This is a genomic window from Micromonospora luteifusca, from assembly GCF_016907275.1.
In the GTDB taxonomy this organism is placed as follows: domain Bacteria; phylum Actinomycetota; class Actinomycetes; order Mycobacteriales; family Micromonosporaceae; genus Micromonospora; species Micromonospora luteifusca.
Map to the genome: position 1 here is coordinate 2,525,406 of NZ_JAFBBP010000001.1, position 16,273 is coordinate 2,541,678.

16 protein-coding genes and 1 pseudogene are annotated in these 16,273 nt (G+C 72.8%); 8 read left to right on the plus strand and 9 right to left on the minus strand.

Annotated features, from left to right (window positions below):
* Positions 1–29: 29 nt before the first annotated feature.
* From JOD64_RS11160 to JOD64_RS11170, 3 genes are read right to left on the minus strand one after another with little or no spacing between them, the layout of a single operon-like run.
* Positions 30–1,508: a pyridoxal phosphate-dependent decarboxylase family protein gene (locus JOD64_RS11160; protein ID WP_204942162.1), complete on the minus strand. Its 1,479-nt coding sequence runs from the start codon at positions 1,506–1,508 to the stop codon at positions 30–32.
* Positions 1,508–2,923: an MFS transporter gene (locus JOD64_RS11165; protein ID WP_204942163.1), complete on the minus strand. Its 1,416-nt coding sequence runs from the start codon at positions 2,921–2,923 to the stop codon at positions 1,508–1,510. The genes JOD64_RS11160 and JOD64_RS11165 overlap by 1 nt, the downstream gene beginning before the upstream one ends.
* Positions 2,924–2,955: 32 nt before the next feature.
* Positions 2,956–3,270, minus strand: coding sequence for an MGMT family protein (locus JOD64_RS11170; protein ID WP_204942164.1), 315 nt, complete (start codon positions 3,268–3,270; stop codon positions 2,956–2,958).
* A 13-nt stretch (positions 3,271–3,283) separates the two neighbouring features.
* On the opposite strand from JOD64_RS11170, the gene proB reads away from it, so the two are divergent.
* The 8 genes from proB to JOD64_RS11210 all read left to right on the plus strand — a co-directional run bounded on the left by proB (position 3,284) and on the right by JOD64_RS11210 (position 8,843).
* Positions 3,284–4,441: a glutamate 5-kinase gene (gene proB, locus JOD64_RS11175; protein ID WP_204942165.1), complete on the plus strand. Its 1,158-nt coding sequence runs from the start codon at positions 3,284–3,286 to the stop codon at positions 4,439–4,441.
* 34 nt (positions 4,442–4,475) lie between these two features.
* Complete coding sequence (locus tag JOD64_RS11180) at positions 4,476–5,720, plus strand: glutamate-5-semialdehyde dehydrogenase (protein WP_204942166.1); 1,245 nt, start codon at positions 4,476–4,478, stop codon at positions 5,718–5,720.
* A gap of 85 nt (positions 5,721–5,805) precedes the next feature.
* Complete coding sequence (locus tag JOD64_RS11185) at positions 5,806–6,207, plus strand: YbaB/EbfC family nucleoid-associated protein (protein ID WP_204942167.1); 402 nt, start codon at positions 5,806–5,808, stop codon at positions 6,205–6,207.
* Positions 6,208–6,209: 2 nt separating this feature from the next.
* Positions 6,210–6,536 (plus strand): hypothetical protein, encoded by a 327-nt coding sequence (locus JOD64_RS11190; RefSeq protein WP_204942168.1) that lies wholly within the window; start codon positions 6,210–6,212, stop codon positions 6,534–6,536.
* Between the two features lie 27 nt (positions 6,537–6,563).
* Positions 6,564–7,061 (plus strand): WXG100-like domain-containing protein, encoded by a 498-nt coding sequence (locus tag JOD64_RS11195; RefSeq protein WP_307813331.1) that lies wholly within the window; start codon positions 6,564–6,566, stop codon positions 7,059–7,061.
* Positions 7,051–7,677, plus strand: a complete 627-nt coding sequence (locus tag JOD64_RS11200) for a hypothetical protein (protein WP_204942169.1) — start codon at positions 7,051–7,053, stop codon at positions 7,675–7,677. The genes JOD64_RS11195 and JOD64_RS11200 overlap by 11 nt, the downstream gene beginning before the upstream one ends.
* Positions 7,674–8,294, plus strand: coding sequence for a hypothetical protein (locus JOD64_RS11205; RefSeq protein ID WP_204942170.1), 621 nt, complete (start codon positions 7,674–7,676; stop codon positions 8,292–8,294). The genes JOD64_RS11200 and JOD64_RS11205 overlap by 4 nt, the downstream gene beginning before the upstream one ends.
* Positions 8,295–8,327: 33 nt before the next feature.
* Positions 8,328–8,843 carry an SUKH-4 family immunity protein gene (locus JOD64_RS11210; RefSeq protein ID WP_204942171.1) on the plus strand — a complete coding sequence of 172 codons (516 nt, stop codon included), beginning with the start codon at positions 8,328–8,330 and terminating at the stop codon, positions 8,841–8,843.
* Here JOD64_RS11210 and JOD64_RS11215 read toward each other — a convergent pair.
* The 6 genes and pseudogenes from JOD64_RS11215 to JOD64_RS11240 all read right to left on the minus strand — a co-directional run.
* The gene (locus JOD64_RS11215; RefSeq protein WP_307813333.1) at positions 8,827–9,675 is read right to left on the minus strand and encodes a prenyltransferase/squalene oxidase repeat-containing protein; all 849 of its coding nucleotides are present in this window, start codon (positions 9,673–9,675) and stop codon (positions 8,827–8,829) included. The genes JOD64_RS11210 and JOD64_RS11215 overlap by 17 nt on opposite strands.
* Positions 9,676–9,760: 85 nt before the next feature.
* Positions 9,761–10,942 carry an adenylyltransferase/sulfurtransferase MoeZ gene (moeZ, locus tag JOD64_RS11220; RefSeq protein ID WP_204942172.1) on the minus strand — a complete coding sequence of 394 codons (1,182 nt, stop codon included), beginning with the start codon at positions 10,940–10,942 and terminating at the stop codon, positions 9,761–9,763.
* 122 nt (positions 10,943–11,064) lie between these two features.
* The gene (locus JOD64_RS11225; protein ID WP_204942173.1) at positions 11,065–11,892 is read right to left on the minus strand and encodes a DUF3152 domain-containing protein; all 828 of its coding nucleotides are present in this window, start codon (positions 11,890–11,892) and stop codon (positions 11,065–11,067) included.
* Positions 11,893–11,993: 101 nt separating this feature from the next.
* Positions 11,994–12,848, minus strand: coding sequence for a DUF3152 domain-containing protein (locus JOD64_RS11230; RefSeq protein ID WP_204942174.1), 855 nt, complete (start codon positions 12,846–12,848; stop codon positions 11,994–11,996).
* Positions 12,849–12,853: 5 nt separating this feature from the next.
* Entirely contained in the window at positions 12,854–13,828 is a 975-nt protein-coding gene (locus JOD64_RS11235; RefSeq protein WP_204942175.1) for an alpha/beta fold hydrolase, read from the minus strand.
* A gap of 23 nt (positions 13,829–13,851) precedes the next feature.
* Positions 13,852–15,543 (minus strand): annotated as a pseudogene (locus JOD64_RS11240) (hypothetical protein); the annotation flags it as partial.
* Positions 15,544–16,273: the final 730 nt, after the last annotated feature.

Consider the following 16,273-nt stretch of genomic DNA (forward strand, 5'->3'; position numbering starts at 1 on the left):
GCGGGGCACCGGCAGGCTCAGGCGCCCGCCTACCAGGCGGGACGTTGCAGCAGCCCGACGAACTCCACCAGCAGCCGTTCCCGCAGCGCGGGCGGAGCCGCGTCGAGCAGCGTGTTCACCACCGCCATCCGGTCCGGCGTCGGCGCGTCCCCGGCACCGAGCCCGAGCCCGTCCGCGAGCCCGGCGACCAGTTCGGGCGTGAGCGCGTCCGGCGTCAGGGCCGCCGCCAGTGCCATCAGCTCGGGCGGGAGGGCGACCGGGCCGGCAGCCCGGGCCGCGGCCACCGCGTCGGCCAGGTCCGGGGCGAACTCGGCCACCCGGGGCGCCACCGAGGCGGTCACCGTGAGGTGCACGCTGGCCGGTAGACCGGCGTACGACAGTTGGGGTTGGGTGTGCCAGCCACGCGCGGTCAGCTCGTCGACCAGGACGAACAGGTCGGGGCCACTCTCGGTGGCGGTGAGACAGACCACCGTGGACTCGGGCTCGGCCATCAGCCGCAGCCCGTCGACGGCACGGACGGCGTCGGCCAGACCGGCGACCGCGTCCCGGGTGACGCTGGCCAGCCGCAGGTAGCCGTCGTCGCCGAGGTGTCGCACCGTCGCGTACGCGGCGGCGATCGGCCCGCCCGACCGGGTGGACGCGATCACCGGGTTGATCATCGTGTAGCCGGGCCAGTCGGCGTACGCGAAGTACTGCGGGGCACGCAGCGCAGCATCACGATGCAGCAGCACCGACACCCCCTTCGGCGCGTACGCGTACTTGTGCAGGTCAACCGAGATGGAGGTGACCCCGGGTACCGCGAAGTCGAACGCCGGCACCGGCTCCCCGAGACGACGCAGGTACGGCAGGGTCCAACCGCCGAAGCAGGCGTCCACGTGGCAGCGCACCCCGGCGTCGGCGGCCGCGGCCGCGATCTGGGCGACCGGGTCCACCACCCCGTGCGCGTAGGACGGCGCGGAGCAGGCGACCAGCACCGTCTCCGGGCGGATCGCGGCGGCCATCGCGGCCGGGTCGGGGCGCAGCGTGTCCGGGGAGACCGGCACGACGTCCAACGCCACCCGCAGATAGTGCGCCGCCTTCGCGAACGCGGCGTGCGCGGTCGACGGCACCACGATCCGGGGCGCGGTGATCTCCGGGTGGGCATCCCGGGCCGTCTTCACGGCGAGGATCAGCGACTCGGTGCCGCCGCTGGTGACGCTGCCGACGACGTCCGGGGCGGTGGTGCCCGGGCCGGCGCCGAGCACCCGGCCGGCGGCGCCCACCAACGCGTTCTCCATGGCCAGCAGGGACGGGAAGGCGGTCGGGTCCAGCCCGTTGACGTGCGCGCTCTCCCGGTGCGCGGCGGCGGCCAGCTCGTCCAGCCCCGCCACCGCCGGGTCGTAGACGTACGCGAACAACTGCCCCCCGTGGGTAGGCCGATCACCAGCGCGCAGTTGACGAACCTCCGCCAGAACCCGTTCAGCGGAAACCCCGGCAGGAAGCGCCCCGACGCTGTTCTCGTCGATCATCAAGTGATGGTGCCCTTCTCGTGACGATTCCCCACCGCGACCTCCTGGACGACGCGCCGCTCGTCGGTGGCGGCGGCCAGGACGGCGGGGGTCAGGGTGTAACGGCGCAGGAGGAGGATGGGCGGGGCCACCAGCAGCGCCGGCAGCACGGTGAAGCCGAGGAGGACGCCCAGTCGGGCCGTGTCGGACTGGGCGGCTGCGGTGCCGGTGTCGGAGGAGACGTAGCCGGAGAGCTGTAGCACCAGTCCGTAGATGCCCGGGCCGAGCGCCAGACCGAAGGTCTCCCCGGCGGTCCACAGGCCGGTGAAGACACCCGCCTGCCGTCGACCGGTGCGCGCCGTGTCGTACGCGATGCAGTCCGGCAGCATCGCCAACGCGAAGACCTGCTGCCCGGCGTACCCCACGCCGATCACCGCGACCACGAGGTAGACCGCGACCGGCGGCAGCACCGGCGCGGCGACCAGGGCGAGCGCCCCGGCGGCGAGGATCAGCGAGGCGACGACCAGCGCGGTCCGCTTGCCCAACCGGGCACCCGCCCGGGTCCAGATCGGCATCACCAGCAACGCCGGCCCGACGAAGCAGACGAAGAGCAGGGTTGGTCCGCTCTCGTCGTCGCGCAGGATCTGCCCCGCGAAGTAGTTGACCCCGGCGAGGATCGTCGCCACCCCGGCCGACTGCACCACGAAGCAGATCAACAGCGCCCGGAACGGGCGGTTGGCGGCCGCCACCGCGAGTTGGGCGCGCAGGCTCGGCTCGCTGCCGCCCACCGTGCCGAGCGGCGCGGACCGGGTGCCGAAGAACGCGCCGACCGCTCCGACGGCGATCAGCGCCGCCACGAACAGCCCCATCCACCGGTGTCCGGCCACACCGTCGCCACCGGCGGTCACCACCAGCGGGGCGACCGCACCGGAGACCAGGATGGCCAGCGCCAGCACCGCGATCCGCCACGTCATCAGCCGGGTGCGCTCGGCGTAGTCGTCGGTCAACTCCGCAGGCATTGCCACGTACGGCACCTGGAAGAAGGCGAACGCGGTGGCCGTGGCGAGAAAGGCGAACGCCACGTACGCCGCGGCGGCCGAGCCGTTACCGAACGGCGCGGCGAAGATGGACGCGAACAGGACGGCGAGCGCCAGACCGCCGATGAGCAGGTACGGCCGGCGGGCTCCCCAGCGCGACCGGGTGCGGTCGGAGATCCGCCCGGCGACCGGGTTGACCAGCACGTCCCATGCCTTCGGCAGCAGCACCAGCAGTGCGGCCAGCCCGGCGGCCACGCCCAGCGTGTCGGTCAGGTAGGGCAGCAGCAGCAGACCGGGCACGGTGCCGAACGCGCCGGTCGCCAGTGAGCCGAGCGCGTAGCCGGCGTGCACCGGTCGAGGCAGCGAGCCCGGCGCGCCGGTGCCCGGCGGCGTTTTCATGGGCCCGAATGTTACTCACGTTATGCCGAAGCTCACATCCCCTCATCCGGTGACCAGCCCGCCGCCGCGATGTCCACGCCCTCGCCACGCAACGGCGCCCCCTCCGCGCGCAGCCGGGACCGCGCCTCCCGCTCGTGCCCCGGTGGCAGCCGGCCGGCGGAGGTCACCACCCGGTGCCAGGCCACGGCACCACCGTGCCGGGCCATGATGTTGCCCACCAGCCGCGCCGAGGCACGACCCGAGCGCTCGGCGAGCGCGTCGGCGACCGCCCCGTACGACATCACCCGACCCTCCGGGATCCGTTCGACCAGGTCGAGCACCGCCTCGACGTACTCGTCAGGAGTCACAATCCGCCACCATATGGGAACGCCGCCGGGCGGCGCGGCCGTGACCACGCAGAATGGTCGGGTGCGCGACGCAGTCACGACGGCCCGGCGGGTCGTCGTCAAGATCGGATCCTCCTCGTTGACCACCGCCAGCGGCGGGCTGGCCGACGAGCGCGTCGACACGCTGGTCGACACCCTCGGCCGGCTCACCGCCGAAGGGCGCGAGGTGGTGCTGGTGTCCTCCGGGGCGATCGCCGCCGGTCTCGCCCCGCTCGGGCTACCGCGACGCCCGCGTGACCTGGCCACCCAACAGGCCGCCGCCAGCGTCGGGCAGGGGCTGCTGATCGGCCGGTACGCGGCCAGCTTCGCCCGGCACGGCCGCACCGTCGGGCAGGTGCTGCTCACCGTCGACGACGTGACCCGGCGGGCGCACTACCGCAACGCGTACCGGACGCTGCGCAAGCTGCTCGACCTGCGAGCGGTGCCGATCGTCAACGAGAACGACACGGTGGCAACCCAGGAGATCCGGTTCGGCGACAACGACCGGCTGGCCGCCCTGGTGGCCGCGCTGGTGCACGCCGACCTGCTGGTCCTTCTCTCCGACGTGGACGCCCTCTGGACCGGCGACCCCAGCAAACCGCACTCGACCCGGATCACGGAGGTCCGCGACGACGCGGACCTCGCCGGGATCACCATCGGCGGGTCCGGCCGCTCCGGCGTCGGCACCGGCGGCATGGTGACCAAGGTCGAGGCGGCCCGGATCGCCACCGGCTTCGGCATCCCGGTGGTGCTCACCGCCGCCGACCTGGCTGCCCCGGCCCTGGCCGGCGAACCGGTCGGCACGCTGTTCCACCCGCAGCGGCAACGCCCGACGGCCCGGCTGTTCTGGCTGGCCCACGCCACCTCGCCCCGGGGCCGACTGCACCTCGACCCGGGTGCGGTGGCCGCCGTCGTCGGGCGGCGCAAGTCGCTGCTGCCCGCCGGCATCACCGCCGTGGACGGCACGTTCACCGCAGGCGACCCGGTGGACCTGGTGGACACCGCCGGCGCATCGGTCGCCCGGGGGCTGGTCAACTACGACGCGGTGGAGCTGCCGGGGCTGCTCGGCCGTTCCACGTCCGAACTCGCCGCGGCGCTGGGCCCGGCGTACGAACGAGAGGTCGTCCACCGTGACGACCTGGTGCTGCTGTGAGCAAGTGCCCTTCCCACCACCTGAGGAGCGCAGGATGACCGTGAACGAGCAGGCGCGACGGGCACGGGACGCCGCCGCGGATTTGGCCGTGGCCACGCGTACGGTCAAGGACGCCGCGCTGGTGGCGATGGCCGATGCGCTGGTGGCGCGTACCCCGGAGATCCTGGCCGCGAACGAGACGGACCTGGCGGCCGGCCGAGAGGCCGGGCTGAGCGCGGCCGTGCTGGACCGGCTCGCCCTCGACGCGGGCCGGGTGGCCGGCATCGCCGACGCGCTGCGCGAGATGGCCGCGCTCCCCGACCCGGTCGGCGAGGTGGTTCGCGGCTCGACCCTGCCCAACGGGCTGGAGCTGCGCCAGATCCGGGTGCCGTTCGGGGTGGTCGGCATCATCTACGAGGCGCGGCCGAACGTGACAGTGGACGCCGCCGGCATCTGCCTGAAGTCCGGCAACGCGGCGCTGCTGCGCGGGTCGTCCTCGGCCGCGCACTCCAACGCCGCGCTGGTGGCGGTGCTGCGCGACGCGGTCGCCGGCGCCGGGCTGCCGGCCGACGCGGTGCAGCTCCTCGACGCCAGCTCCCGCGACTCGGTCAAGGAGCTGATGCGCGCCCGAGGGCTGGTCGACGTGCTCATCCCCCGCGGTGGCGCGTCCCTGATCCGCACCGTGGTCGAGGAGTCGACCGTGCCGGTGATCGAGACCGGGGTGGGCAACTGCCACGTCTACGTGGATGCCGCCGCAGATGTGGCGAAGGCCGTCGCGGTGACGCTGAACGCCAAGACGCAGCGCCTGTCCACCTGCAACACCGCGGAGTCGTTGCTGGTGCACGCGGGCGTCGCCGACACGTTCCTGCCGCCGATGCTGGCGGCCTTCGCCGAGGCCGGGGTGACCGTGCACGGCTCACCCGAGGTTGCGGCCTACTCCGCCGCCGTGGTCCCGGCCACCGAGGAGGACTTCGCCACCGAATACCTGTCCGCCGACATCTCGGTCGCGGTGGTCGAGTCGCTGGACGCGGCGGTCGCGCACATCCGCCGTTTCGGCACCGGGCACACCGAGGCGATCCTCACCGACTCGGCGAGCGCTGCCCGCGACTTCGTCGCCCGGGTGGACGCGGCCGCGGTGATGGTGAACGCTTCGACCCGCTTCACCGACGGCGGCGAGTTCGGGTTCGGCGCGGAGATCGGCATCTCCACGCAGAAACTGCACGCCCGCGGCCCGATGGGCCTGCCCGAGCTAACCTCGACGAAGTACGTGGTCACCGGGGACGGGCACCTGCGCGGCTGACCGTCCCCGGTGGACGGGGTCCCGCCGGGGTGTGCCGGGTCGCTAGTCTGAGGCTGGTTCGGCACGGCCAGTCCGGGGAGGCAGCATGCTGGGTGAGAACGCCCTGGAAGAGCAACTAGCGCAGGCACGGGCCGCGTTGCGGGATGTCAGCCGCACCGTCGCGCCCCAGGAACGGGTCGAGTCGGTGGGCGAGGCCGCCGACGGACGGGTCCGGGTCACCGTCGGCAGCGACGGACGGGTCAGCGCCGTCGACCTCGATCCCCGGGTGCTGCGCGAAGGCTCGGAACAGCTCGCCGAGGAGTTTCGCCGGGCGGTGAACGCGGCCCTCGACGGGCAGGAGGAGGCCGTCGCCGCCGCGGAGCCGATGCCCGACCTGGCCGCGATGACCGCCACCGTGGAGCGGCTCCAGGACCAGGGCCTGCGGCAGATGCGGGAGATCACCCTCGCGGTCAGCGAGACCATGCGGAAACTGCATGGGAGGAGCTGACGATGAACCCGCTCGACGTCGACGTCGACTCGGTGCGCCGCGGCGCGGAGGAGCTGGTCCAGGCCAAGGAGGCCGTCGGGCAGGCCTTCGACGCGTTCCAGGCGGCGGTGGGCAGCTACGCGGACGCCTTCGGCGGCGACGACATCGGGATGTTGCTCGGCGTCGCCCACCAGGCCTGTGTGGACGGGCTGACCGAGTGCCTCAGCACCAACCTCACCGAGCTGGAAAACTACGCCGCTGGCCTGCACTCGATGGCGGAGGGTTACCGGGCCGTCGAGGAGGGCGTCACCGACATCTTCCAATCAATTCTCGGCAAGCTCGGCGGCTGAGCCCGCCGCACGGGGAAAGGAGTCGCCGTGGGCCTGACGCTTCCGGGTGAGCTCGTGTCGTTGCTCTCGATGATCGGTTACGACTGGCCGGAGTCGGACGAGACCGCCCTGTTCCAGCTTGCCGGCGAGTGGACCGGCATGGCCGACCGGATCAACGGTTCGGTCGCCCAGTTGGAGTCGGCCGCGCGGACGGTGCTGGACACCAACCGGGGCGAGAGCTTCACCGCGTTCGCCGAAGAGTGGAACGACGGGGAGTCGGCTCCGCGCAACATCGCCGACGCCACCGACCCGACGAACATCATCGCCATCGGGCTGATGGCCGGGGCGGGCATCGTGCTGGCGTTGAAGATCCAGGTGATCGTGCAGCTCATTCTGCTGGCGATCCAGATCGCGCAGGCGATCGCGACCGCGGTGGTCACCTTCGGGGCGTCGCTGCTGGAGATCCCGATCTTCAAGATGATCACCGGGATGATCGTCGACCAGCTGATCGGCATGGCGGTGGACGCGGTGCTCAATGGCGGGTAAGAAGCGCGATGCCCCGACGCGGCAGGCCAAGGCGAAGGGCGCGCGAATCGTCTCGGCGTTCCTGGACAACGCGGAGGTCTTCCGGACCGCCAAGACCACCGGCGCCAAGGTCAACGAGCCGGCGGTGCTGCGGCTGAAATACCGGCCGGACTTCGACAAGAGGGACTTCGACCGCAAGGCGAGGGATCTGGTCCGGCTCGGTCAGGAGGGCAAGCTGTCCAAGGCGAAGTCGGACCGGACGAGCAACTCGGTCTACGACCGCAAGACCGGCAAGACCCGCAGCCGGACGAACGTGTTCCGCGAGCGGGTGCTCCGGCAGCTGACCAAGAACAAGAAGCTGACCCAGCAGCACGGCACCCGGGAGACCAACAAGTACCTGGCCAACAAGTCCCTGGTGGATCGCCTCTACGCGGGCCAGCGGGGCGGGATCACCGCCCGCGGCCAGGGCGTCGACCCGGACCACATCCAGGAGCTGCAGATGGACGGGGAGGATGCATACGATAATCTCAGGCTGATGGACTCCTGGACCAACCGCCAGATCGGCAGCGACATCTCCGTCGCGCTGCGGGACGTCCCCGAGGGCCACCCGATCATCGTGAAGTGGATTGACGAGTGAGCAGCCCCGACGCCACCGGCGTGCTGGCCGAGATCCGGGACAAGCTGGCGCTGCTCACGCGCCTGGAGGCCGAGCACGGCTTCGGCGTCGTCATCGAGGGGCCGGCTCCGCTGGAGCCCCTTCCCGACCTGCCTGGCGTCGCGGAGGTCTACGGTCTCGTCGGCCGGGTGGAGGGCGACAACTTCCGGTTCAAGCCCCCCAAGGAGATCACCAGCCCGGCGGCCTGGAGCGCCTACACCGTCGACCCGGACGATCCGATGGGCAGCCCGTTGGCCATCGGCCACGAGGTGTGGAGCGTTCCGCGAGGCCTACGCGGCGAGATCGAGGGCGGCGCCTCGATCTTCCTGGACACCGAGGACCTCGAGGTCTACTGGATGGAGCCGGACGCCTACATCTTCCAGTACGAGCACCCGGACGAGGACGTCGAATACACAGTCCTCGCCCCCGACCTCGCCACGTTCTTCAACGAGCGGGTGTTCGGTCCGGGCTACCCCGACCTGGTCGCGACCGTCCTCGGCCCCGGGGTCCGCGATGAGCGGCTCCGCAAGGGCCGGCATGCCGGAGAGTACGCCGACAACTGGCGGCGCCTGCTGATCACCGCTGGCCTGTCGTCCTGACCGACCCGACTCCTGTGACCACGAAGGATCGTCATGGCCGCTGATCCCCGGTTCCGTGCCCTGTGGCACGAGGACGAGCTCATCCCGTACCCGCGTGAGGCGTGGCTGGAGGGGGGCTTCGGCCCTGACCTGCTCCCCGCCGGCGACGAGATCCCGCTCGACGTGGCGGTCGTCTACACCGCCTTCCTCGAAGACGACATCGAGCTGTACGACACCATGCAGCTGACCACCGAGGACGGTTCGCTGGACATCCGGCTGATCGTGGTGGGCGCGGTCGCCGACAACCCCAACCTGCTCTACGTGCTGGACCCGCGCACCGGCGAGATCCTCCAGTTCGATCTGAACCAGAAGGACGTCCAGGGCGTCAACAGCAGCTTCCGCACGTTCGTCGAGTTCCTCTACCAGTTCGCGCTCTTCGTCGAGGCGGACGAGGGCAAGGCGGGCCGGGCGGAGCGGGCCGAGACGCTGCGGACGGTGCTGGAGAGCATCGATCCGGCCGCGTTCGCCCCGGACGCCTGGTGGCCGCTGGTGATCAGCCAGCTGAGGTGACCGCCCGGCAGGCCCGGATCGCCCGCAGCGTGGTGTGCACATCGAACTGGTGACCGTCGTCGCTGTCCCAGCCGCCGTCGCTGCGCTGGGTCCTGGTGAGCCGCTCGCGAGCCGAGACCAGCAACCAGTGCTCCTCGCCCACGTCGACCCGGCGCAGCGTGCCGGCCAGCCAGGCCACGTCCGCCGGGGACAACTGCGGGATCCGCTCGGCGAGCACCCCCTGGATCAGCGCCGACTCGTAGTACATCTCCTGCCGGTGCAGCACGGCCGCGCTCAGCCAACCGACGGCCACGAAGGAGGGCCAACTGCCGTCCGGGGCGAGCTGCACGGCGAGCGCCTGCGCGGCGGCCTGCACCACCCCGGCGTACGACCCGCCGACCCGGTGGTCCAGCGGCCCGGCGGCCCGGGCGTCCCGACCGCCCACGCTGAGCCAGAAGCCGGCGTTGGCGGTGAGGTAGAGGCGGGCCTCCGGGTCGCCCGGCCGGGCCCACTCCGGGGCGAGGTCGGCCAGCGCCGGGTCCTCGTCCCAGCCGCCGTCGGGCAGTTGGCGGGCGGCGAGCCAGTCCAGTGCGTGCCGGGCCGCCGGGCGGCCGAGGGCACCGAGGTCGTCCAGCTCGGCCAGGCGGAAGCAGGTCGCGTCGACGGAGCCGACGGCACCGTCGAGGACGGCCGGCCAGCCACCGTCGGGCGTCTGCCCGGCCTCGGCGGCGTCGAGCACCTCGTCGGGCACCGCGGCGCCGGTGCGCAGCCAGGAGAGACGCGCGCGGTCGACCGCGTCCCCGTGCGCTACGACGAAGCCGATAGCGGCGTCCATGTCCACCACGGCGGTCACGCTACCTGCGTAAAGGTCGTCGCGCCTCGGGGAATCGGCCGAGGCCGGGGCGGGTGAGTGGCCCGCCGCCGGCCCCGGTCGTCGCTCAGTACGCCGGCAGCGACGGGTCGATCTGCTTGATCCAGGAGAGCACGCCGCCCTGCAGGTGCACGGAGTCCCGGAAACCGGCCGCCTTGAGGGCGGCGAGCGCCTCCGCCGAACGGACCCCGGACTTGCAGTGCAGCACGATCTGCCGGTCCTGCGGCAGCTTCGCGAGGGCCTCCCCGGAGATGATGTCGCCCTTGGGGATCAGGGTGGCGCCGGGGATACGGACGATTTCGTACTCGGCCGGCTCCCGGACGTCGACCAGGAAGATGTCCTTGCCGGCGTCCTGCCACTCCTTCAACTCCAGGGCGGTGATGGTCGAGTCGACCGTCGCCTCCTGGGCTTCCTCGGAGACCGCGCCGCAGAAGTCCTCGTAGTCTTCCAGCAGGTCGGTGACCGTCGGATTCTCGCCGCAGAGCGCGCAGTTCGGGTCCTTACGGACCTTGATCTTGCGGTATTCCATTTCGAGGGCGTCGTAGACCATCAGACGGCCGACCAGCGGCTCACCGATGCCGGTCAGCAGCTTGATCGCCTCGTTCACCTGGATGGAGCCGATCGACGCGCAGAGCACACCGAGCACGCCACCCTCGGCGCAGGAGGGGACCATGCCCGGCGGCGGCGGCTCCGGGTAGAGGCAGCGGTAGCAGGGACCGTGCTCGGCCCAGAACACCGACGCCTGGCCGTCGAAGCGGTAGATCGAGCCCCAGACGTACGGCTTGCCGAGCAGCACCGCCGCATCGTTGACCATGTAACGGGTGGCGAAGTTGTCGGTGCCGTCGACGATCAGGTCGTACTGGGCGAAGATCTCCCGGACGTTCTCCCGGTCCAGCGCGGTGTTGTGGATCTCCACGTTGACCAGGGGGTTGATCTCGCGGATCGACGCGGCGGCGGACTCGGCCTTGGACCGGCCGATGTCGGACACGCCGTGGATGATCTGCCGCTGGAGGTTGGACTCGTCGACGGTGTCGAAATCGATGATGCCGAGCGTGCCGACCCCGGCCGCGGCGAGGTACATCAGGGCGGGCGAGCCGAGGCCACCGGCGCCGACACAGAGCACCCGGGCGTTCTTCAGCCGCTTCTGCCCGGTCACTCCGACGTCCGGGATGATCAGGTGGCGTGAGTAGCGGCGGATCTCGTCAACGGTCAGCTCGGCGGCGGGTTCGACGAGCGGGGGCAACGACACGGTGGACTCCCCGGGATCGGCGGTGTGAACCGCGCCATTGTCGCTCGCGGGAGCCCCACTCGGCCATGAGGGACGACACTGGTCCGCGATGCGGGAGCGGGAATAACCGACGACCCGGTCGATCAGGGGACGATGTCACCCGCATAGCGACGGCCGTCGAGGTAGGGCCAGGCGTTGGCGAGGCAGCCGTTCAGTCCGTACGTCTGCTGTTGCATCACCGGAGCAGCCTCTCCCGGGCCAGGGCAGGCCTCGTGCTCCTCGCCGAACTCGTGGCCCACCTCATGGTTGATCACGTAGGTGCGGTAGGTGTCCAGCGGCGCGCCGTAGTCGGGGACCGCCTCCATCCAGCGGGCCAGGTTGATGATGACCTGGCCGGGCAGGCGGCAGGAGGTGTAGCGCTCGGTGGTCAGCCCACCCTCGGCGCACATCCGCTCGGACGTGACCGGGGTGGCGAGGTAGATGGTGAAGTCGGCGGCGCCGGCATCGGTCACCCGTTGCACCCGCAGTTCGTCGGAGGCGATCCAACTGCGCGGGTCGGTCAGCACCTCGTCCACCTTGGCGGCGAATGCGTCTGCGTCCTGGCCGGTGCCGCGTTCGACAGTGACCCGGTAACGGCGCAGCGGCCCGTCCGTGCCGTGCACGGCTGTCTCGCCGTCGGCCACGGTGAACCGTCCCGCTCCGACCGACGGGTAACTGGTGGGCGCCGGGTGCGCGGGTGCCCCTCCGCCGTGCCCCATCTCGGCCTGGTTTGCGGCAGGAGGCTCGGCTGGCGGCTCGCCGCCCCGGTTCAGCGTCACGACGGTGGCGGCGGCGAGCACGAGCAGGCCGAGCAGCAGACTGCGGCGACGTCGCCGGTGCATCCGGACGATCTCGGGACGCGCACCCCCGTGCACCGGCCGGCCCGACGGGTCGGGCGGCGCGGGTGGGCCGTAAGGGGACGACGGCGTCATGACGTCGAGCGTGCCAGATTATTCGGGCATTTCCCCGTTTTTGCCGCTATTGACGCAAGCCGTCTGACGGAGGGCTAGACGGCCGGCGTGTCGGTGGTCGTTCAGAGGGCAGGGCCGGCGTACCGACGCCCGTCGAGGTACGGCCACGGGTTGACCCGGCACCCGTTGAGGAAGAGCGTCTGCTGCATCATCACCGGTGCCGGCCGGCCGGCACCCGGGCAGCGCTCGTGCCGGTGCCCGAGCTGGTGACCCACCTCGTGGTTGACCACGTACGTCCGGTAGACCGCCAGCGGCACGCCGGCCGAGACGAAGTGCGGCACGGACAGCCGCCACCGATCCAGATTGATGATCACCTGGCCCGGCGCCCGGCAGGACGTGTACGGCCGACCCCCGATGCGGATGTCCACCCCACCATCGGCGCACATCCGACCCGCCGTGCGGGCGGTGGCCAGGTAGACGGTGAAGTCGCGGGGCGCGTCCCCCGGCACCTGCTGCAGCCGCAGTCTGCCGCTGTCGACCCAGCTGCCCGGCCCGGCGAGCGCCACCTGGACCGCCTGCGCGAAGTCCGCGGCGCCCTCGTTGCTGCCCGACTCCACCGCGACCCGGTAACGCCGCAGCTCACCCGCCCGGCCCAGCACCGGGCCGGAACGCGCGTCGTAGCCGAACGTCCCCGTGCCGGCACTCGGGACCGCGCCCGACACCCGCAGCACCGGTGGCGGGCTGGACGGGACCGAGGCGGAGGGCGACGGACTGGCCGACGGCGGCAACGGCGCGGCCACCAGCGGCGGCAACGGCGCGAGCTCCTCGGCGGCCAACTGGTCGGCAGCGGGATGTCCACCCGGCCCCTCGGCGATCACGGTCACCACCGCGCAGACCGCCAACACCACCGCCACCAGTTGGGCGAACAGCGCGAAGCGTCGCTGACGGCGACCGGGGAGGGGGGCTGAGCTGGGCATCCAGCTCAGCCTGCCAGATCAGACCTCCCGACGGTGTCCCCCGTTTCGGCGAGCAGGCCGACCACCGCCCGGGCAACCAGGCGGGGCACCTCCAGCTGCGCCACATGACCGACGCCGTCGAGCATCATCAACCGGCTGTCCCGGATGACCCGGGCGGTCTGCGGCGCGACCCGCACGTCGACCAGACGATCCTGTCGACCGCCCACCACCAGGGTCGGTGCACGCACCGACGCGGCGAGGCGCCACAGCGAACCCGACCCCGGCAGATACGCCCGCAGGAAGCTGGAGACCAGCCCGCGGAACGTCCGGACGTACGCGGCGGCGTAATGCTCCGCCTCGTAGCGCACCCGGATCTCCTCCAGCGCCTCAGCCCGGCGCTGCTCGCAGATCCGGCTGAGGTCGGCGACGCAGGCCTCCAACACCTGCTGGGCCATCACCTCCGGGGCGAGCTGGGTGAGCCGTCGGGCGACCAGCCGTTCACCCCGTGGAATGGCGAGTACCGGCAGCATCCGCCCCTGCAGGGAGCGGCGGAAATCCAGGAACGGCAGCGCCGGGGAGATCAGCGTGAGGGTACGGACCAGGTCGGGCCGGAGCCCGGCGACCTGGACCGCGACCGCGCCGCCCAACGAGTTGCCGAACAGGTGCACGGGGCCCCGACCGGAGTGCTCGATCCAGCGGACGACCAGATCCGCGAAGGCCGGGATGGTGTAGCGGGGGCCCGGCTCGCTGCGGCCGAAACCGGGCAGATCGATGGCCTGACCGTCCAGCCGGTCGGCGAGCAGCCCGGCCAGGTCGGTCCAGTTCTGCGACGACCCACCCAGCCCGTGCACGTACAGCGCCGGCTCCGCACCGGCGGCGGTGGCCGGGGTGTCCCGCACGTACGTGACCAAGCCGTCGAGGCGGACCTCCCGGCCCGGCCACGGCGGCGGGACCCGGTCATCGGGGAGCAGATGGTCCGGCCAGAGGGTGGCGCGTTTCATCAATACAGTCTGCCCCGGCCCACTCAGGACAGCAGCGCCTCCAGCCGACGATTCACCGCCGCGAGCGTCGCCCGGACCACCGCCTGCCGCGGATCACCGGCGACCAGAGCCGAACCGGCGAGCTGCTCGACCCAGCCCTCACAGACGAGCAGCACCACCACGGTGGCCACCTCGCAGTTGCCGAACGGCACCACCGCCGCGTGCTCGACGAAGCAGCGCCCCCGCTCGGCGTTCTCGGCGCCACGCAGCAACTCGTCGACCGCGGCGGCCGCCGCCACCGCGCAGAGCCGCAGCACGTAGCCGTCCACGGCCGGGCCGGTGGCGTACCCGGAGGCGCTGTCGCCGTCGGCCAGCAGCCGGACCTCCACGTTGGCGTCCAGGCCGAAGGTGCTGACCTGCACATGGTCGATGACCACCCGCGGACCCGGCGTGCCGCCGGTGTCCAGCGGTCGGGACGGCGCCGACTCCGTCGTGGTCACCTGACCACCGGAGTACGACGTGCCGAGCGTCGCCGGGCTGCCGGTTGCGGCACCGGCCGGGGCGGCGGAGACCGATCCCGGTTCCTCGACGGTGGCGCGACCCCGGTGCGGCGCGTTCGACCGGCGCCGGCGCGAGGTGTCCGTGCCGGTCCACTGCTCGCGGTCTACCGGTGTGGCCTCCGCCCGACCACCTGACGGACGACCGACCGCCGTCGACTCGGCCGCCCGGACCTCACGGGTACGCGGGTCGGCACCGGCATCGCGCGGGGTTGCGCCCTGGGGCTCCGCGGTACGCCGCTCGGCAGATCGGGGCTCGGCAGATCGGGGCTCGGCCACGCGACGGCGAACCGGCGGGGGTGGCGTGGTGGGCAGGCCGGGCACGTTCTGTGGGGCGGCGGCCAGCCCCATCCGCTCCTGAAGCAGCCGGGCCACCTGTCGGCTCACCTCGGCCGGGTCGGCGCCGTCGGCCAGGTCCAGTCGCAGACTGTGCGCCCCTGCCGGGGTGCGGCGCAGCGCCGCGTCGCGGACACCGGCGACCTCCCGGACGGCGTCCAGGATGGCGTTGACGTCGAACCCCTCGGGGCGCTCCCGCAGTGGGGCTGGCTCGTCGTCACGGCGGAGGTGGGTGGCGATGCGGGCGAGTTCCGGGGTTTCGGCGGGTGGCTCCACGGCTGGCGGCTCCGGCACGACGGGCACGTCCGGTTCCGCGGGGACGCGCTGCGGCAACACCACCGCGCTCAGGTCCGGTTGTCGGACGTCGTCGGCCGGGTCGGTCGGCGGCGTCCGGTCGGTGGCGGATCGGCGAGCCGCGTAGGGGGAGGTGGACGCGGGTGCGGGCCGGTCACGGCGACCGGGCCCGTTCGTGGCGGGAGGCGGGACCGCTCCGCTGGAGGACGCCCTGTCATCGGCGGACGACGCCGTGCTCATCGGCGCGGGTGCGCGCGGTGGATCGACGGGAGACAGCCCGGGCGATTCGGGTGCCGCCGGCCGGAGCCGGAACGGTGCGGCCGGCCGGATCTCGGGCCGTGGCACACCGGGCGTCTCCCCCGCGTCGCCCCCGAGGGGCCGGCTGGCCGACTGGCTTGCCGGCCACGACGGGCGCTCCGCAGAGGCCGCGGGGATGCGGCCCTCGGACCAGTCCGGCCGCTCGGCACGGGAGGCGCTCGCCGCGGTGGTGGACGCACCGCTCACCCAGGAGGGGCGCTCCGCCACCAGGGGCGGGCCTGCCGGAGCAGGTGGCGCGTCGGCCACCGTGAGGGGTGGCCCGGCCGGCGCCGGGGGTGGCGCGGATGGCGCGGCGGGTGGCTCGGCTGGCGGGACAGGCGGCGCGGCTGGCGCGGCAGGTGGCGCGACTGGCGGGACGGACGGCGCGGCAGGTGGCCCGTCGGCTGAGGCCGGGTTGGCGGCCCAGGAGGGGCGCGTCGGCGGGGAACTGGTTGGCGCCGGATCGGAACCCCCAGCCCAGGACGGCCGGACCGACGGGACACTGGTCGACGCCTCGGACCCACCGGCCCACGACGGCCGGACCGGCGGGACACTGGTCGACGCCTCGGACCCACCGGCCCACGACGGCCGGACCGGCGGAACGCTGGTCGACGCCTCGGACCCACCGGCCCACGACGGCCGGACCGGCGGAACGCTGGTCGACGCCTCGGACCCACCGGCCCACGACGGCCGGACCGGCGGAACGCTGGTCGGCTCGGAGTCGGCTCCGCCAGCCCAGGACGGCCGATCGAGGCGGGGTGCGCTGGTCGCCTCTGATCCGGCCCAGGATGGCCGGTCGGCGGGCGGGCCGCTGGTCGGCGTCGGGCCACCGGCCCAGGCGGGGCGCTCGACGACCGGTGGTGTCAGACCTGACGACGACACCGGCGGCCCACTCGTGGGGGACGGGTCCGCGTCGGTTGCCCGCAACGGGCGATCGGCGGGCGGAACGGCTGCCGGTGCGGCCCAGGCAGGACGGTCGGAC